Consider the following 16,819-nt stretch of genomic DNA (forward strand, 5'->3'; position numbering starts at 1 on the left):
CGCCGGGAGGGCGGGATGGGGGTGGACGAGATCGACGACCTGCTCAACCACCGCAGCGGGCTGCTCGGCCTCACCGGCGTCAACGACATGCGCGAGGTGCTGGCCCGGCGGGAGGCCGGCGATCCGGCCGCCGCGCTCGCCTTCGACGTCTACTGCCGCAGGATCACCGGCTACGTGGGGGCGTACTACGCCCTGCTGGGGGTGGTGGACGCGGTCACCTTCACCGCCGGGGTGGGTGAGAACTCCCGCGAGGTTCGGGCCGCGTCGTTGGCCGGCCTGGAGCGGCTCGGCATCCGCGTGGACCCGGGCCGCAACGGCGGGTCCGGCGACCGGGTCGTCTCGCCGGACGGCGCGGAGGTCGCCGTCTGCGTCGTCGGCACCGACGAGGAGCGGGAGATCGCCCGGGAGACCCGGGCGGTGGTCGCGGCGCGTCGCTGAGCCCACCGGCGGTCGGCACCCCCGCGACCACCGGCGCGGCGGCGACCGGGTCGCCGCCGCGCCGGGACGGTCACTCGGCGCAGGCCAGCCGGGCCGCCGCCCAGTCGCCGTGGTCGTTGCCGTTTCCGTCCCCCGCGTCGGTGAGCCGCAGTTCGAGCCGCCGCCCGCCGGTCACGTCGACGGTCAGCGGCTCCGGTCCGGCCGAACCGGTCAGCACCCCGGTCCGTGCCCGCTGTTGGCCGTCGACCCAGACCTCGAAGACCACCGAACCGCCGTTGCCGGTCTCGTCGTCGACCCCCACGTCGGAGCGGAACGAGGTGCAGCGGCCGACCAGGTCCAGGGAGATCACCGACTGCGCGTGCGCGCCCAACCCCTTGTCGTACCGGACGCCACCGATGGTGAGCGGCCGGCCGTCGCCCCGGGGCTGCTCGGCGTTGCTGCGGTCCTTCTCGACCGGACCCCAACCGTTGGCCTCGTCCACCCACGCAAGGTCGCTGAGCCAGACCGAACCGGCCGGCAGTGGGGTCCGTACGGTGGCCGTCGCGGTCACCGTGTCGCGGAACCCGCCGCCGGAGGTGGCGGCGACCGTGGCCGTCAGCTGGTGCGTCCCGAGGTCGGCGCCGGCCGGCGCGGTGACCTGGAACACCGCCGTCGCGGGGGTGCCGGCCGCCACCGTGCCCAGCTCGGCGGTGGCCGGGGTGACCGTCCAGCCCGCCGGGGCGGCCAGCGTCGCGGTGACGTCGCGCAGGCCGTCGGCGCAGCGGGCGGAGACGGACACCTCGACCGGCTCGGCGGTGCCGGCGACGACCTCACCGTCGGCGCGTACCGCCACGTCGGGCGGGCAGGGGGCGGCGGCCCGCGAGTCGACCACGCCGCCGGCCCGGACCTCGCGGTGGTTGAGCGGGCGCAGCACCAGCTCCTGGTGGTGCCGGGCGGTCGGGGAGACCCGGAACGGGTCGAGCACCGAGTTGGGGGTCTCCCCCATGCCGGTCTCCCCGGCCGCCGCGTGCAGGGTCACCCAGCCGTCGTTGCGGACCAGCGGAAGTTGGTGGTCGTACTCGGCCCGGTCCAGGTCGTCGTACGGGGTGACGCTGACGTCCAGGTCGCCGCCGACCAGCAGCCCCGACCGCCTGCCGTCGCTGAGGGTGGCCCAGGCGGCGTCGGTGTGGTTGCCGTACGCCTGCGGCCGGGAGTAGCGCACGTACTCCTGCTCGACGGTGGACTTCCAGACGCCCATCAGCGCGCCGGAACGCCGGTCGTTGTACGTCTCGTGCGGGCCGCGCCCGTACCAGGCGAACCGGTCGAGTTCGTCGTTGACCTGAATGGCCACGCCGACCCGGGGCAGGTAGGGCAACGAACCGGCCCGGGAGCCCGTGGCCTGCACGTCGTTGGTGAGCGTGACGGTGCCCCGGGCGTCGATCCGGTAGGTCTGCGTCTGGTCGAACGACAGCAGCGCCTCCGTGCCCGGTCCGGCCGAGGTCGACCGCACCCGGACGACCACCGCGCCACCCTCGGTCGACGTCTCGAACCCGGTCACCGTGTTCCGCAGCCGGTCCAGCCCCACCTCGTGCCAGATCCGGCGGTCGTCGGTGCCCCAGCTGTAGGTCTCGTTGCTGGTCGGCGGGCGGTACACGTCGAGCTGCGGGCCGGTGCGCAGCAGTTCCCTACCGTCGGCCCGCATCGAGGTGAGCAGGCCGGAGCGGGCGTCGAACCGGTAGCGCCACCCCTGACCGGCAACGGTCAGCACGTCTGCGTCGCGGATGGCCTCCGGGGCCGGGCCGGTCGGGGCGGGGCCGGGCAGCACGCCGGGGACCGTCCGGCCGCCCAGGCTGAACTGGTCCTGTCCGACGATCCAGCCGCGCTTCGCCCACGCCACGTCCCGGGTGGTGGTCGCGGTGAGGGTGAGGTGACGCTGCCGGTCGTGCGGGTTGGCCGGCGCCGCGCCGAGGTCCAGGTCGACGGCCTGCCCGGGCCCCAGGGTCAGGATGCGGCTGCCGGCGCGCAGGGTACGGTCGATCTCCTGCTGCGCCCAGCTCAACTTCACCCGGAGGGCGCCGGCCTGCTGCTCGTTGTGCACCCGGACCTTGCCGGCCGCCGCGTCGGTGGCGGTGAACCGGATCGGGGCGTGCGCCCAGGCCATCTCCTGGACCTCGGGCTGGAGGTAGCGGTCGGAGCCGACCAGACCGTCGGTGCCGGAGAGGCTGAGCCCGAGGCTGAGGAAGTCGCCCCGGCGGTCGTATTGGTCGAAGTCGAGCGCGAGCACGGCCCGGCCGACCGGGTCGGCGGCCAGGTCGGTGGCGGTGAGCGCGGCCGGGTAGACGCGCACGTCGTCGACGAGCCCACGCCCGGTCCGGGTGCGCAGGTCGTCCTGCTGGGTTTCGGCGTTACGGCCGACGTTCACCTCGTACAGCCCGGGGTCGATCGTGCCGGTACGGGCGGCGGCGGCGACCTCTCGGCCGTCGATCAGCAGGCGCAGGGTGGCACCGTCGTAGACGCCGGTGACCCGGTGCCAGGTGTCGTACCAGTCGGCGGGGACGTCGGCGGCGACCGTGGCCCGGCCGGCTCCGGCGCGTACACCGAACTCGAGGGTGTCGGCGTCGCGCATCTGCAACCCGTACGACTGGCCCTTGGTGAGGATCGGGAAGCTGCCCGCCCACTGGCCGGGCTTCACCCAGGCGTCCAGAGTGAGTTCGGCCCCGGTGACGTCGAGCCGCCGGTCCCGGAACACGTCGACGAAGTCGTCCAGGCTCGACAGGGCGATCGCCTGGCCCCGGCCGGGCCGGCCGGGAGCCGGTTCCGGCTTGCCGACCAGGAAGGTCTGGATCCGGTTCGGTGACCCGTCGGGAGTGAGGACCAGCGGTTGGCGCAGGTTCTGCTCGGCCCAGTCCCAGATGAACCCGCCCTGGATCTGCGGGTACCTGCGGGCCAGCGCCCAGAACTGGTCGAAGTTGCCCAGGCCGTTGCCCATCGCGTGGGCGTACTCGCCCATGATCTGCGGCTTGGTGCCGGCGATCGCCTTGGCCTCCAGTGCGGCCGGGGTCGGGTAGCGCGGGCCGGCCACGTCGGCGAAGGGGGCGTCGCCGTCGGGCCGGTTGGACTGGTGGTAGAGCAGGCGGGTCGGCTCGTTGGCGTCCGCCCACGCGGCCATCGCGTGGTGGGCCGCGCCGAGCCCGGCCTCGTTGCCGGTGTCCCACATGATCACGCTGGGATGGTTCCTGTCCCGGGCCACCATCGCCCGGAACCGGTCCGCGAACGCCGCCGCCCACTCCGGCTTGTCGGCCAGGCAGTTGCTCGGGCACGACTCGCGGGCGTGGGTCTCGATGTCGACCTCGTCGGCGACCCAGAGCCCGTGTTCGTCCGCCAGGTCGTAGAAGTACGGATCGGACGGGTAGTGCGAGGTCCGGACCGCGTTGATGTGCAGCTTCTTCATCAGGAACACGTCGGTGCGTTGCGCGTTGCGGGTGACGTGCCGGCCGGTGTCCGGGTCGGTCTCGGCCCGGTTGGTGCCCTTGACCAGGATCCGCTCGCCGTTGACCAGCACCTGCCGGTCCCTCACCTCGACCTCCCGGAACCCGACCGGCTGGGCGGTGGTGTGCTGCGCCCTGCCGTCGGGGCCGAGCAGTTCCAGGGCGAGGGTGTGCAGGTTGGGTTCCTCGGCGCTCCACTTGGCCGGGTTCGTCACCGGCGTGCTCAGGGTGACCCGACCCCCGGTGGCGTCGGCCGCCAGGTCCAGGTCGCCGGTGAGGGTGGTCACCGTCCGTCCCTTCGGGTCCAGCAGCCTCGCGCGTACGGTGTGCCGGCCGGTCGCGCCGGTCGCGGCGCGGGCCACGTCGACCCGGGCGGTGAGGGTGGCGTCCCGGTAGTCGGCGTCCAGGTCGGTGGTGAGGTACGCGTCCCGCAGCCAGGTCTTACCGGTGCGGCGCAACGTCACGTCCCGGAAGATGCCGCTGTACCGCCACTGGTCGTAGTCCTCCAGGTAGGAGCCGGAGCCCCAGCGGTGCACCTGCACGGCGATCCGGTTGCGCCCCGGCCTGAGCAGGGCGCTGACGTCGAACTCGGCAGGGGTGTACCCGCCCTGGTCGTACCCGACGTATCCGCCGTTGACCCAGACGAAGTAGCCGCTGGTGGCCCCTTCGAAGCGCAGGAACACCTGGTCGCCGGCCCAGTCCAGGGGTAGGTGGACGGTGCGCAGGTACGCGCCGGTGGGGTTGGTGTCGCGGGGCACCTTCGGCGGGTCTGCCGGCCAGATCTCCTCGGGCACGTTGCGGAACATCGGGTGGTCGATGAAGTCCGACTGCCAGGTGTGCGGCACGGCCACCGTCGGGAAGGTCCGCTCGTCGAAGTCGACGGCGGGGAAGCCGGTCGGCACGTCCTCCGGGCGGTCGAAGATCTTCAGTCGCCACTGGCCGTTGAGCGAGGTCACCTCGGGGTTGCGGGCGGCGTGCGCGGTCACGTCGGTGACGGCGGAGCGGACGTCCGGGTAGGGCCGCAGGTCGGCGTGGGGCGGCTGCTGCCCCTCGCCGGTCATGCCGGGGTCTTCCAGGTAGCGGTACACGTCGGTGGCGTTCTTCGGCCCGCCGTTCGGGTCGACGGCCGGGATGGGCAGCGTGTGTGGCGCCGGGTCGGGCGCCACCGCCGCGGCCGTGTGCGCCGCGGCGGCCACGGGTGCCGCGGCGGCCACGGGTGCCGCGGCGGCCACGGGTGCCGCGGCGGTGGCCGGCCCGGGCAGGGCTGCCGGGCCGAGGGCGAGGGCAAGGGCGAGGGCGGCGCGGGTGGCCGCGCGGCGTGGTGGTCCTGCGCGGTGGGCCAGGTCCGGTCGGGCGTGAGACATCGTCTGCTCCCAGGTCGCGGTCACTGACGACATCGCCTAACAGAACCGAAACTGAAACGACATCGCCGCACAGTTTCTAACATTGGCGAACAGCCATATACAAGGGTGTCGACAGGATGACACGGAACCCGACACGAGGTTTCCGCCGGGCGGCCGGCCGGGTACAAGTCGGCCGCCATCAATCTCACCACTCAGGGAGCTCGTCGTGTCGATCCAGGCGTTCCTCTACCTCGTCGCGATCATCCTGATCGCGCTCGCGGCGCTGCCGATCCGCACCCGCGGCATCTCGCTGGCGCTGCTGGGCGCCGCGTTCGCCCTGCTCGCCTACGCCTGGCCGGTGATCACCGGCTGACCCACCGGTCACCGGGCCACCCCAGCAGAGCTGTTGTCCGGCCGGGCAGGACAGCGACAGCCCGGCCCGCACGGGCCCACCGGCCGCACGGCGACAGCACAACACGCCGTGCGGCCGGGGGGAAGGCCGGCTCAGCTCAGGGCGAGCCAGGTCGCCACGGCGACCAGCAGCACCCCGACCACGGCCACGCCGAGCACCAACGGCAGCCGGGACGGCGACTCGGCCACTGCCGTGGAGTCCGGGGAGGTCGCGAAGGCACGGAACTGCTCGGTGTTGCCGCTGGGGTCCACGTATCCGTCAGACATGCCGGTGACCCTAGCGAAGGAGCCCGGACCGCACCGGCCCCCGCGTACCGAACGTGACCTGCCCGCCCCGCGCGGTGCAGCCGGACCGGCCCGGCCGGTCGGCGAGCGTGCCCCCACGGGGCACGGTGGGGTGACGGGTCGCCGGGCACTTCACCGACGGGGGCACAATCGTCTCCATGTTCCGTCGCCGTGCCCCGATGCTGCTCGCCACCGCACTGCTCGCCGCCGCACTCACCGGCTGCTCGACCGCGCCCGCCCCGACCGCCCGGCCGACCGCGCCGTCGGAGCCGCCCAGGGCGACCACCCCGGCCCCGCGGGTACCCGCCGGCACCGCGCCGAGCGAGACCTTCGCCGTCGGCGTACGCCTGCTGAGGTTGAACCGTGGCGGCGACCGGCCGCTGCCGGTGACCATCTGGTACCCGGCCGCGGGTGACGCCGGCAAGGCGCCGAAGCGCGGCGCGACGGCGGCGGACGGCCGGTTCCCGTTGGTGATGTTCAGCCACGGCCTGGGCGGGCGGCCGGACGACTACGCGGCGCTGCTCACAAGGTGGACGGCGGCCGGGTTCGTGGTCGCCGCGCCCGCCTTCCCGCACACCAGCCGGGGCACCGACAGCAACGTGCTCGACGTGCTGAACCAGCCCGCCGACGTCTCGTACGTGCTGGACCAGGTCCTGGCGCTGGACGCGAAGGCGGACGACCCGCTGCGCGGCCGGCTCGCCACCGACCGGGTGGCGGCGGCCGGGCACTCGGCCGGCGGGGTGACCACCATCGGGCTCTTCACGGCCAGCCGGGACAAACGACTGGACGCGGGCGTGGTCTTCGCCGGCACCGCCCTCGGGGTGGGCACGGCGTTCGCCGGCGCCGCCGCGCCGCTGCTCTTCGTGCACGGCGAGGCCGACGAGGTGGTGAAGTACGCCGCCGGCAAGGCGGTCTACGACGCCGTGCCGTGGCCGAAGGCCATGCTCAGCCTGCCCAACGGTGACCACGGCCGGGCGCTGCTTGCCGACGACGCGGCGCTGCGGGTGGTCTCCGACACCACCGTCGGGTTCCTTCGCTGGACCCTGTACGGCGACGAGAAGGCCAAGGCCGGCATCCCCGCCGACGCCGCCCGCGGTGGCATCGCCACCCTCGACGACCGGCTGTGACCCGGCGCGGTTGACCCGGCGGTCCCGGGTCGCGCCTCAGGCGGTGTGGTCGACGACGACCTTGCCGAAGACCTCGCCGGAGTGCAGCCGGGCGAACGCCTCCTCCACCCTGCTGAACGGGACGACGCTGTCCACCACCGGGTGGATCTCCTGCTCGGCGCAGAAGGCCAGCAGCTCGGTCAGCTCGTCCGGGGTGCCCATCGAGGTACCCAGGATCTCCAACTGCATGGCGAAGACCCGGCGCAGGTTGACCTTCGGCTCGTGCCCGGCGGTCGCCCCGGAGACCACGATCCGGGCCATCGGCGCGGCGGACTTGAGCGAGTGGTCGAAGGTGGCCGCGCCGACCGTCTCGATCACCACGTCGACCCGCTCGGGCAGGCGCGCCCCCGGCTCCAGCGCGGTCGCCCCCAGCTCGGCGATCCGCTCCCGCTTGCGGGCGTCCCGGCTGGTCGCGTACACCCGCTTGCCGAGCGCGACACCGAGCGCGACGGCCGCGGTGGCCACGCCCCCGCCCGCGCCCTGCACCAGCACCGACTCGCCCTCGTCCACCCGCCCCTTGGTGGTCAGCATCCGCCACGCGGTCAGCCAGGCCGTCGGCAGGCAGGCCGCGTCGGTGGCCGACAGTCCGGCCGGCAACGGCAGCAGGTTCATCCGGGGTACGGCCACCCGCTCGGCCAGGGTGCCGGGGAAGTGCTCGGAGAGGATGGAGACGCCCCTCGGGTCGCCGGGGGTGGGCACCACCGGGTAGATGACCACCTCACGGCCGTCCGGGTCGGTGCCGACGGCGTCGCAGCCGAGGATCATCGGGAGTTGGTCGGCGCTCAGCCCCACTCCGCGCAGCGACCAGATGTCGTGGTGGTTGAGCGAGCTGGCCCGGACCTGCACGGTGACCCAGCTCCCGTCGGGGCGGGTCGGCTCGGGACGCTCGCCGACGGCGAGCGCGGCGAGCGGGTGGTCGGCGTCGAAGCGGGAGGCATAGGCGGCACGCATGATCCGCACCGTAACAAGGGAAACGAACGCCAAGAAGGGCCCGGGCGGATCCGCTCGGGCCCTTCTTGGCCGGTCAGGCTCGGGCGACGCCGTCGCGCCGGGCCGCCTCGGCGACCGCCCGCGCCACCGCCGGGGCGACCCGGGGGTCGAGCGGGGAGGGCACGATCGCGTCGGCGGTCAGTGACTCGGCCACCACTCCGGCGATCGCGTCGGCCGCCGCCACCTTCATCCCGTCGGTGATCCGGGTGGCCCGGGCGTCCAGCGCGCCCCGGAACACGCCGGGGAAGGCCAACACGTTGTTGATCTGGTTGGGGTAGTCACTGCGCCCGGTGGCGACCACCGCGACGTGCCGGGCCGCCACCTCCGGGTGCACCTCCGGGGTCGGGTTGGCCAGGGCGAAGACGATGCCGCCGGGGGCCATTCCGGCCACCGCCTCCTCCGGGATCTCCCCACCGGAGACGCCGATCAGCACGTCGGCGCCGCGCAGCGCCTCGGTGATGTCACCCTCGCGCCCCCCGGTGTTGGTGATCTCGGCCAGGTACGCCTTGGTCTCGGTCAGGTCGGCGCGGTGCCGGCCGATGATCCCCCGGGAGTCGCAGACCACCACCTGCTCCGGGTTGACCCCACCCGCGACCAGCATGTGGGTGACGGCCACCCCGGCCGCGCCCGCGCCACTGACCGTCACCCGCAGGTCTCCCAGCTTGCGGTGGAGCAGGGTCGCCGCGTTGCGCAGCGCGGCCAGCACGACGATCGCCGTGCCGTGCTGGTCGTCGTGGAAGACCGGGATGGACAGTTCCTCGTCCAACCGGCGTTCGATCTCGAAGCAGCGCGGGGCGCTGATGTCCTCCAGGTTGATGCCACCGAAGGACGGCGCGAGCATCTTCACCGCCGTCACGATCTCGTCGGTGTCCTGGGTGTCCAGGCAGATCGGTACCGCGTCGACCCCCGCGAACTGCTTGAACAGCACCGCCTTGCCCTCCATGACCGGCAGCGCGGCACGGGGGCCGATGTTGCCCAGCCCGAGCACGGCCGACCCGTCGGTGACGACCGCGACGGTGTGCGACACCCACGTGTAGTCGTCGACCAGGGCCGGGTCGGCGGCGATCGCCTCGCAGACCCGGGCCACGCCCGGGGTGTACGCGAGGGAGAGGTCCTCCCGGCTGGTCAGCGGAACGGTCGAGGCGACGGCCAGCTTGCCGCCGACGTGCAGCCGGAAGACGGGATCAGCGGGATCCACGGTGGACGCAGACATGGTGACTCCAGGATCTGTCGAGCAGACGGAGCGGCCGGCGCGAGGCACGAGGTGAGGCGTCGACGGCGGCGCGCGGTGCGGGGGTCACCCAGGCACTTTCCGAGTGTAGTCAGGCCCCTCGTACCAGCATGTGAGCAGGGTCATAACTCGCGCCGGCGGGGCACCCGGCCGGGGCGCGGCCAGTAGCGCAGCACCACCCGGCCCAGCACGTCGGCCACGCCGTACGCCCGGGAGTCGTCGGTGACCAGGTCGTTGTCGCCGCGTACCCACCAACCGCCGTCCTGCGGACGGACCGCGCGCTTGACCACGAGCAGGTCGGGGCGGGTACGGAAGACCGCGACCACGACGTCTCCGGCGCGGACGGCCCGGCCGCCGACGCGGACCAGCAGCGCGTCACCGTGCCGCAGGGTGGGCGACATCGACGGGCCGGTCACCCCGACTGCGGCCAGCGGGCGGCGCAGCCGCGCGGACTCGCGCGTCATCAGGTTTCCCCTCCGCCCCTATCGGGGACGTCCCAGGAGTAATGTCGGCTTGGATCATCGCAAACATCCCGTGGAGGACTCTGATGCGACTTCCCCGCATCCTCTCGCCCCGTGTCACCGCCAGTGCCCACTGTGACCTGCCCTGCGGCGTGTACGACCCGGCGCAGGCCCGAATCGAGGCCGAGTCGGTCAAGGCGATCTGCGAGAAGTACCAGGCCAACACCGACCCGGAGTTCCGCACCCGGGCTATTCTGATCAAGGAGCAGCGCGCCGACCTGGTCAAGCACCACCTGTGGGTGCTCTGGACCGACTACTTCAAGCCGGCCCACTTCGAGAAGTACCCGCACCTGCACCAGCTGTTCAACGAGGCCACCAAGCTGGCCGGCGCGGCCGGTGCCAAGGGTGGGACCGACCCGTCGAAGGCCGACGAGCTGCTCCAGAAGATCGACGAGATCTCCAAGATCTTCTGGGAGACCAAGCAGGCGTGAGCCAGGCTTCCCCGCCGCCGTCGATCCGGCCGGCACGTCCCCGGGACGTGCCGGCCGTCGTCGCGATGGTGCACGAACTCGCCGACTTCGAGCGCGCCGCCGACCGGTGCCGGCTGACCGCGGAGCAGCTGGCCGAGGCCCTGTTCGGCCCGTCCCCCGCCCTGTTCGGGCACGTGGCGGTCGACGCCGACGACGAGCCGGTGGGCTTCGCGCTCTGGTTCCTCAACTTCTCCACCTGGGCCGGGGTGCACGGGATCTACCTGGAGGATCTCTACGTCCGCCCGCCGTACCGGGGCACCGGCACGGGCCGGCTGCTGCTGGCCACGTTGGCCACGATCTGCGTGGAGCGCGGCTACCAGCGCCTCGAATGGTCGATGATCGACTGGAATCCGGCCGCCCGGTTCTACGCCTCTGTGGGGGCCGTCCAGCTTGACGAGTGGGTGCCGTACCGGCTCAGCGGGCCGGCGCTGCACGCGCTCGCCGCGCAGGCGGAGGCGGCCCCCGCCCGACGGAACGGCTGGGCGGGTAGAGTCCCCGACCGGGGGGATGCGGTGTGACTCAACTGACCGGGCAACCGACCACTGACGACGACGTGGTGCACCTCACCGTGCCCGCCGACGGCGGCTACCTCGGTGTGCTGCGCACCGCCACCGCGGGGCTCGCGGCTCGCCTCCAGTTCGCCCTGGACGAGATCGAGGATCTGCGTATCGCGGTGGACGAGGCGTGTGCCATGCTGCTCGCCATCGCCACCCGCGACGCCGAGCTGGAGTGCCGGTTCGCGGTCACCGAGGACGCGCTCGCCGTCGAGGTGACCGTGCCGATCGTGCGCGGTGCGGCGCTGCCGTCGGAGTCCTCGTTCGCCTGGAAGGTGCTCACCGCGCTGACCACCGCCGCCGCCGCTCAATCGGCCGACGGGCGGGCCACCATCTCGCTGCTGACCCGCCGTTCCTCCGGCTACTGACCGTCACCGGAGGGGCGCAGCCGTCGTCACCCGAAGCCGAGTGCCCGCGTCGTGGGCGGGCTGAGCAGCAGCGCGCAGACACCGACGCCGAGCGCCATCAGCGGCACCCCCAGCCAACCCGACCCGGCCTGGACCATGAACCAGCCGACCGGCAGCAGCATCAGCTGGAGCACGATCGCCGGTGCCCGGGCACCGGCCCGCCGGCGGGCCAGCGCTCCACCGAGGACCCAGAGCACGGCGGCGGCACCGATCGCGAACCCGGTCACGATGAGCGCCGACACCAGGTCGGTCCTGGTGGCGGTCAGGTCGGCCCAGATCAGCCAGCCGGCGAGCAGCGCCAGAGCGGCGGCCTCACCCCGCAGCAGCCGTACCGCCCAACGGAGGGTGTCGGGCACCGGGTCGGAGTCGCGCGTCACGCGGCCACGATACCCGGGGACGATCGCGGTACAGTGCCGCCCATGCGGGCCGTCCTGGTGGTCAATCCGAAGGCCACCACCACCAGCGAGCGCAGCCGGGACGTCCTGGTCCGGGCGCTACGCAGCGAAGTAGACCTGTCGGTGCGGTACACCCGCCGTCGCGGGCACGCCACCGACCTGGCCCGGGAGGCGGCCGAAGAGGGAGTCGACCTCGTCGTCACGCTCGGTGGCGACGGCACGGTCAACGAGGTGGTGAACGGCCTGATGACGGCCGAGCCGCCAACGATCCGCACCGGTGGTGCCCGCGCCGACCGGCTGCCCGCGCTGGCGACGGTACCGGGCGGTTCGACCAACGTCTTCGCCCGCGCCCTGGGGCTGCCCCGGGAGTGGCCGGAGGGCACCAGCATGATCCTGGAGGGGCTGCGGCTGGGCCGGTCCCGGACGATCGGGCTGGGCCAGGCGGACGAGCGCTACTTCACCTTCTGTGCCGGCTTCGGCGTGGACGCCGCGGTGATCCACCGCGTGGAGCAGGCTCGCAGGCGGGGCCGCGTGTCCACGCCCGCGCTCTACTTCCGCGCCACGTTGAGCCAGTACTTCTTCGACTCGGACCGCCGGCACCCGGCGATCTCGCTGGAGCGCCCGGGCGAGCCCGCCGAGGGCGAGCTGGCGACGGTCATCATCCAGAACTGCGCCCCGTGGACCTACCTCGGCGAGCGGGAGATCAATCCGAATCCCGAGGCGTCCTTCGACCTCGGCCTGGATGTCTTGGCGCTGCGGCAGCTCCGGGTGGCCAGCACTACACGGACAGTGACGCAATTCCTCTCCCGCGACCCGGATCCGCACGGCAAGCAGGTGCTGCGGCTGCACGATGTCCCCGAGTTCACCCTGGTCAGCAACCGCCCTCAGGCATTCCAGGTCGACGGCGACTACCTCGGCGAACGAGAAAAGGTCAGATTTTCCTCCGTTCCCGAGGCACTGAGAGTAATCTGCTAGGTCTCGGGTAACGCCCTAGGTCGGCGATCGTTACACCGCACGGAGCGGTGGCGCCGCAGACGGAGGGTGGTGCCGGAAATGTCAGCATTGTCACGCGGACTGTACTATATTGACTATCGACTGTGGCACGCCGGGTAACCGCGGGTGCCACAAATGCGGACAAAGGGGTCGTGAGCTTGCTCACCGTGCGGAGTTTTTCCTCGCGTCACCCTTGACATCGACAGCGTTCGTGAAAGTATTCACAAGCGAACTTGAGTGACCGGGACATTGCCAGGGCACGCTCGGCAAGCCGAGCGTTCCAGCAGGTCCCGGGGTTGAACAAGCCTGCTCACGCATTGCTGAATAGTCGGGCGCGAACCGTCACGACCGGCACTGCGGACGCATAAAGGAAAAGCACCAGCGTTATCTGCCACCCATCCAGAATGAGGAGTGTTGCCGCCATGGACTGGCGCCACGATGCCGTCTGCCGCGACGAGGACCCGGAGCTGTTCTTCCCGATCGGGACGTCCGGTCCGGCCCTCCTGCAGGTGGAGCAGGCGAAGGCCGTCTGCCGGCGCTGCCCTGTGACCGACCAGTGCCTCCAGTGGGCGCTGGAGTCCGGCCAGGACGCCGGCGTCTGGGGCGGGATGAGCGAGGAGGAACGTCGCGCGGTGAAGCGCCGCGGCGGCCTCCGGGTGCTGCGCGCTCACTCCGCCTGACCCACCACAGCCGTACGCCCCGGCCGGGTTCCACCGGCCGGGGCGTTGCGCTCTCCGCGCATCCGCTGCCACCCCGCCCGCTGATCACGATGATCGTCCCGTCACACCGGGACGGACGCGTCCACCCGACGCAGCACCAGATCGGCCAGCTCGGGAGCATCGGTGAGCGGCTCGCTGACCGCGACCGCACCGGCACCGCGCGCCGCCGCCACCACCCCGTCGTGGAAGAGCCCCGGCGCAAGGAAGTAGCCCAGCACCGCCACCCGCCGGGCCCCCTCCGCCCGCAGCCGGGCCACCGCCACGTCGGCCGTGGGCGGGGCCGCCGAGGCGTACGAGACGGTGCAGGGCACCGCGAACTCGGCGGCCAGCGCCGCGGCGACCCGACCCACCGAGGCCCGCGCCCGGGCGACGCGGGTGCCCGCCGCCGCCAGCACCAGCGCGTCGACCCCGCCCGGCTCCACCTCCGCCAACCGTCGACGCAGTCCGGCCAACAGCCCGGGGTCCACCGAGCCGTCCGCCGGCCCCAGCACGTCGGTGACCCGTACCGCCAGCTCCGGGGCCGACTCACGGGCCGCCGCCACCGCCGCCGGGACGTCCACCCGCCGGTGGTACGCGGCGGTGAGCAACAGCGGCACCACCACCGCCTCGGCGTGCCCGGCAGCCGCTAGGCCGCGCAGCACCTCGGTCGGCCCGGGGTCGGTGTGGTCCAGCCAGCTCGGCAGCACCACCGTGCCGGGACGGGCCGCCTCGACGGCCCGGGCGAGCGCCCGGGTGGCCTCCGCCGCCCGGTGGTCCCGGCTACCGTGCGCGACCAGCACCACCGGCGTACGGTCGGCCACGCCGGCCGCCGGAGAAGCGCCCGGCCCGCTCAGACGTGCAGACCGCACTCGGTCTTCTCGAACATGGCCCACCGGCCGGCCCGCGGATCCTCCCCGGCCTTCGTACGCCGGGTGCACGGCCAGCAGCCGATCGAGCCGTAGCCGCGGCTGAACAGCTCGTTGACCGGGATGTCGTGCCGGGCGATGTAGGAGTCGACGTCGGCCTGGGTCCAGGCGGCGATCGGGTTGACCTTCACCTTCCCCCGCCGGGCGTCGAAGGTCACCACCGGCGTGTTCGCCCGGGTGGGCGACTCGTCCCGGCGCAGCCCCGCCGCCCAGGCGTCGTACCCCGCGAGGGCTCGCTCCAGCGGTTCGACCTTGCGCAGCTGGCAGCAGTCGTCCGGCGACCGGTTGAACAGCCGGGGGCCGTACTCGCCGTCCTGCTGGCCGACGGTCTGCCGGGGCCGGATCGACCGGACGTTCACCGGCAGCCGGCGGGCCACCTCGTCGCGGACCCTGAGGGTCTCCGGGAAGTGCAGCCCGGTGTCGAGGAAGACCACGTCGACCCCGGGGGCGACCCGGGACACCAGGTGGGCGAGGACGGCGTCCGCCATCGAGCTGGTGACGCAGAACCGGTCGCCGAAGGTCTCAGCCGCCCAGCGGGCGATCTCCAGCGCCGGAGCGCCCTCCAGCTCGCGGCCCGCCCGCTCGGCCAGCACACGCAGGTCCTCGGGGTCGCGGCGGGTGGGGTCAGCCGGCTGCGGGCCGCCCGGCCCGACCAGGCCCAGGTTCGTCGCGGAGAGCAGCTTCATCGGGCCACCGCCTTGCTGAGCAGGCCGGTGAACCGCACGGTGAAGACCCGAGCGCAGGCGTGGCACTCCCAGGCGCCGTGCCCGGCCTCGTTCGGCCGCAGGTCCTCCTCACCGCAGTAGGGGCAGTAGAGAGGCGCGGATCGTGTCGCACTCAACGCAGTTCCTCCTCGTCGACCCTGATCGCCCAGTTGGCGAACGTCTCGCCCTCGGTACGGCTCGCCAGGTAGCGGCTAGCCAGTCGTTCCACGTACTCGGGAAGCTCGTCGGCGGTGGTCTTCAGGCCGCGCAACTTGCGGCCGAACCCGGCGGTCTGCCCCTGCGCCATGCCCAGGCCGCCGCCGAGGTGCACCTGGAAGCCCTCCACCTGGCGGCCGTCCGGGCCCATCACCAGTTGGCCCTTGAGGCCGATGTCGGCGACCTGAGTGCGGGCGCACGCGTTCGGGCAGCCGTTGATGTGGATGGAGATGTCGGCGTCGAAGTCGCGCAGCCGTTGCTCGAGCCGGGCCACCAGTTCCTCGCCGCGTCGCTTGGTCTCGACGATGGCGAGCTTGCAGTACTCGATGCCGGTGCAGGCCATGGTGCCGCGCCGCCAGGCCGACGGGCGGGCCTCCAGACCGATCCCGCGCAGCGCCTCGACCAGGGACTCCGTCCGCTCCGGTGCCACGTCGAGCACCAGCAGCTTCTGGTACGGGGTGAGCCGCACCCGGTCGCTGCCGTGCGCCTCGACCACGTCGGCGAGCCGGGCCAGCTGGGTGCCGGAGACCCGCCCCACCACCGGGGCGGCCCCGACGAAGTTGAGCCCGTCGCGCTGCCGGTGCACGCCGATGTGGTCGACCGGCTTATCCGGCAGCTGCGGGGCGGGGCCGTCCAGCAGGGTGCGGCCGAGGTACTCCTTCTCCAGCACCTCCCGGAACTTCTCGACGCCCCAGTCGGCGACCAGGAACTTCAGCCGGGCCCGGCTGCGCAGCCGGCGGTAGCCGTAGTCACGGAAGATGCCGACCACGCCGGCCCAGACGTCCGGCACCTCGGCCAGCGGCACCCAGACGCCGAGCCGCTGTGCCAGCATCGGGTTGGTGGAGAGCCCGCCGCCGACCCAGACGTCGAAGCCCGGGCCGTGCTCCGGGTGGTCCACCCCGAGGAGGGCGATGTCGTTGGCCTCGTACGGGGTGTCGACCAGCCAGGAGATCGAGGTCTTGAACTTCCGTGGCAGGTTGGAGTACGCCTTGTCGCCGACGTACCGCCGGACGATCTCGTCGATGGCGGGGGTCGGGTCGACCAGCTCCGTCTCGGCCACCCCGGCGACCGGGCTGCCGAGCACGATGCGCGGGCAGTCACCGCACGCCTCGGTGGTCTGCAGACCGACCGACTCCAGTCGACGCCAGATCTCCGGCATGTCCTCGACCCGGATCCAGTGGTACTGGATGTTCTGCCGGTCGGTGATGTCGGCGGTGTCCCGGGCGAACTCGCGGGAGATGTCGGCGACCACCCGCAGCTGGGCCAGGTTGAGCTGCCCGCCGTCGACCCGGACCCGGAGCATGAAGAACTCGTCCTCCAGCTCGTGCGGCTCCAGCACGGCCATACGCCCGCCGTCGATGCCCGCCCTACGCTGCGTGTAGAGCCCCCACCAGCGGAACCGGCCACGCAGGTCCTGCGGGTCGATGGAGGCGAAGCCCCGGTGGGCGTAGATGTTCTCGATCCGGGCCCGCACGTTCAGCGGGTTGTCGTCCTTCTTGATCCGCTCGTTGGCGTTGAGCGGCTCGCGGTGCCCGAGCGCCCACTGCCCCTCACCGCGGGCGCGGCGGGGTGCGCGGGCGGCCGGCGCCGTCGGGGTGCTGGGG

General features: G+C 72.9%; 17 protein-coding genes and 1 pseudogene. 8 read left to right on the forward strand and 10 right to left on the reverse strand.

Annotated elements, in window-relative coordinates:
* Positions 1-438, forward strand: a pseudogene (locus E1165_RS22455) (acetate kinase); the annotation flags it as partial.
* A gap of 70 nt (positions 439-508) precedes the next feature.
* On the opposite strand, the gene E1165_RS22460 reads toward E1165_RS22455, so the two are convergent.
* The gene (locus tag E1165_RS22460) at positions 509-5,269 is read right to left on the reverse strand and encodes a glycoside hydrolase family 2 TIM barrel-domain containing protein (protein ID WP_132393747.1); all 4,761 of its coding nucleotides are present in this window, start codon (positions 5,267-5,269) and stop codon (positions 509-511) included.
* A gap of 205 nt (positions 5,270-5,474) precedes the next feature.
* On the opposite strand from E1165_RS22460, the gene E1165_RS29125 reads away from it, so the two are divergent.
* On the forward strand, positions 5,475-5,621 hold the full coding sequence (locus E1165_RS29125) for a hypothetical protein (RefSeq protein WP_165945291.1): 147 nt from the start codon (positions 5,475-5,477) through the stop codon (positions 5,619-5,621).
* 131 nt (positions 5,622-5,752) lie between these two features.
* Here E1165_RS29125 and E1165_RS29130 read toward each other — a convergent pair whose 3' ends face one another.
* Positions 5,753-5,926, reverse strand: a complete 174-nt coding sequence (locus E1165_RS29130; protein WP_165945292.1) for a hypothetical protein — start codon at positions 5,924-5,926, stop codon at positions 5,753-5,755.
* A gap of 176 nt (positions 5,927-6,102) precedes the next feature.
* Here E1165_RS29130 and E1165_RS22465 point away from each other — a divergent pair, with 176 nt between their 5' ends.
* Entirely contained in the window at positions 6,103-7,071 is a 969-nt protein-coding gene (locus tag E1165_RS22465) for a dienelactone hydrolase family protein (RefSeq protein ID WP_132393748.1), read from the forward strand.
* Between the two features lie 36 nt (positions 7,072-7,107).
* Here the strand turns inward: E1165_RS22465 and E1165_RS22470 are convergent, their stop codons facing one another.
* From E1165_RS22470 to E1165_RS22480, 3 genes are all read right to left on the reverse strand, one after another.
* Positions 7,108-8,061: a zinc-binding dehydrogenase gene (locus E1165_RS22470; protein WP_132393749.1), complete on the reverse strand. Its 954-nt coding sequence runs from the start codon at positions 8,059-8,061 to the stop codon at positions 7,108-7,110.
* A gap of 73 nt (positions 8,062-8,134) precedes the next feature.
* Positions 8,135-9,313, reverse strand: a complete 1,179-nt coding sequence (locus E1165_RS22475) for an NADP-dependent malic enzyme (RefSeq protein ID WP_132393750.1) — start codon at positions 9,311-9,313, stop codon at positions 8,135-8,137.
* Between the two features lie 140 nt (positions 9,314-9,453).
* Positions 9,454-9,795 (reverse strand): S24 family peptidase, encoded by a 342-nt coding sequence (locus E1165_RS22480; RefSeq protein WP_132393751.1) that lies wholly within the window; start codon positions 9,793-9,795, stop codon positions 9,454-9,456.
* An 83-nt stretch (positions 9,796-9,878) separates the two neighbouring features.
* Between E1165_RS22480 and sodN the strand changes: the two genes are divergently transcribed.
* The 3 genes from sodN (at position 9,879) to E1165_RS22495 (ending at position 11,244) form a co-directional block, all read left to right on the forward strand.
* On the forward strand, positions 9,879-10,283 hold the full coding sequence (sodN, locus tag E1165_RS22485) for a superoxide dismutase, Ni (protein ID WP_132186416.1): 405 nt from the start codon (positions 9,879-9,881) through the stop codon (positions 10,281-10,283).
* Between the two features lie 65 nt (positions 10,284-10,348).
* Positions 10,349-10,840 carry a GNAT family N-acetyltransferase gene (locus E1165_RS22490; protein ID WP_132393759.1) on the forward strand — a complete coding sequence of 164 codons (492 nt, stop codon included), beginning with the start codon at positions 10,349-10,351 and terminating at the stop codon, positions 10,838-10,840.
* Positions 10,837-11,244, forward strand: coding sequence for an anti-sigma regulatory factor (locus tag E1165_RS22495; RefSeq protein WP_132393752.1), 408 nt, complete (start codon positions 10,837-10,839; stop codon positions 11,242-11,244). The genes E1165_RS22490 and E1165_RS22495 overlap by 4 nt, the downstream gene beginning before the upstream one ends.
* A gap of 26 nt (positions 11,245-11,270) precedes the next feature.
* On the opposite strand, the gene E1165_RS22500 is transcribed toward E1165_RS22495, so the two are convergent.
* Entirely contained in the window at positions 11,271-11,660 is a 390-nt protein-coding gene (locus E1165_RS22500) for a hypothetical protein (RefSeq protein WP_132393753.1), read from the reverse strand.
* A 42-nt stretch (positions 11,661-11,702) separates the two neighbouring features.
* Here E1165_RS22500 and E1165_RS22505 point away from each other — a divergent pair, with 42 nt between their 5' ends.
* Both E1165_RS22505 and E1165_RS22510 read left to right on the forward strand, forming a co-directional pair.
* Complete coding sequence (locus E1165_RS22505; RefSeq protein WP_132393754.1) at positions 11,703-12,653, forward strand: diacylglycerol kinase family protein; 951 nt, start codon at positions 11,703-11,705, stop codon at positions 12,651-12,653.
* 440 nt (positions 12,654-13,093) lie between these two features.
* A complete protein-coding gene (locus E1165_RS22510) occupies positions 13,094-13,351 on the forward strand; it encodes a WhiB family transcriptional regulator (protein WP_073834718.1) in 258 nt (85 codons plus the stop codon).
* A gap of 101 nt (positions 13,352-13,452) precedes the next feature.
* On the opposite strand, the gene E1165_RS22515 is transcribed toward E1165_RS22510, so the two are convergent.
* The 4 genes from E1165_RS22515 to E1165_RS22530 all read right to left on the reverse strand — a co-directional run.
* Positions 13,453-14,238, reverse strand: a complete 786-nt coding sequence (locus E1165_RS22515; protein WP_207917008.1) for a CbiX/SirB N-terminal domain-containing protein — start codon at positions 14,236-14,238, stop codon at positions 13,453-13,455.
* Positions 14,220-14,981, reverse strand: a complete 762-nt coding sequence (locus E1165_RS22520) for a phosphoadenylyl-sulfate reductase (RefSeq protein WP_132393756.1) — start codon at positions 14,979-14,981, stop codon at positions 14,220-14,222. Before E1165_RS22520 ends, E1165_RS22515 begins: the two co-directional genes overlap by 19 nt.
* Positions 14,978-15,136, reverse strand: coding sequence for an IS1 family transposase (locus E1165_RS22525; RefSeq protein ID WP_132393757.1), 159 nt, complete (start codon positions 15,134-15,136; stop codon positions 14,978-14,980). The genes E1165_RS22520 and E1165_RS22525 overlap by 4 nt, the downstream gene beginning before the upstream one ends.
* The coding region (locus tag E1165_RS22530; protein WP_132393758.1) for a nitrite/sulfite reductase at positions 15,133-16,819 on the reverse strand (1,687 nt) is incomplete at its 5' end. The genes E1165_RS22530 and E1165_RS22525, both read right to left, overlap by 4 nt.

Origin of the sequence: Micromonospora sp. KC723 (assembly GCF_004348595.1) — a bacterium.
In the GTDB taxonomy this organism is placed as follows: Bacteria; Actinomycetota; Actinomycetes; order Mycobacteriales; family Micromonosporaceae; genus Micromonospora.

Excerpts from the sequence above, each read along its gene's own strand:
- E1165_RS22470 (WP_132393749.1), bottom strand. The coding sequence starts at position 8,061 with ATGCGTGCCGCCTATGCCTCCCGCTTCGACGCCGACCACCCGCTCGCC.
- E1165_RS22510 (WP_073834718.1), top strand. The coding sequence starts at position 13,094 with ATGGACTGGCGCCACGATGCCGTCTGCCGCGACGAGGACCCGGAGCTG.
- E1165_RS22480 (WP_132393751.1), bottom strand. The coding sequence starts at position 9,795 with ATGACGCGCGAGTCCGCGCGGCTGCGCCGCCCGCTGGCCGCAGTCGGG.
- E1165_RS22520 (WP_132393756.1), bottom strand. The coding sequence starts at position 14,981 with ATGAAGCTGCTCTCCGCGACGAACCTGGGCCTGGTCGGGCCGGGCGGC.
- E1165_RS29130 (WP_165945292.1), bottom strand. The coding sequence starts at position 5,926 with ATGTCTGACGGATACGTGGACCCCAGCGGCAACACCGAGCAGTTCCGT.
- E1165_RS22490 (WP_132393759.1), top strand. The coding sequence starts at position 10,349 with ATGGTGCACGAACTCGCCGACTTCGAGCGCGCCGCCGACCGGTGCCGG.
- E1165_RS22505 (WP_132393754.1), top strand. The coding sequence starts at position 11,703 with ATGCGGGCCGTCCTGGTGGTCAATCCGAAGGCCACCACCACCAGCGAG.
- E1165_RS22465 (WP_132393748.1), top strand. The coding sequence starts at position 6,103 with ATGTTCCGTCGCCGTGCCCCGATGCTGCTCGCCACCGCACTGCTCGCC.
- sodN (WP_132186416.1), top strand. The coding sequence starts at position 9,879 with ATGCGACTTCCCCGCATCCTCTCGCCCCGTGTCACCGCCAGTGCCCAC.
- E1165_RS22475 (WP_132393750.1), bottom strand. The coding sequence starts at position 9,313 with ATGTCTGCGTCCACCGTGGATCCCGCTGATCCCGTCTTCCGGCTGCAC.
- E1165_RS22460 (WP_132393747.1), bottom strand. The coding sequence starts at position 5,269 with ATGTCTCACGCCCGACCGGACCTGGCCCACCGCGCAGGACCACCACGC.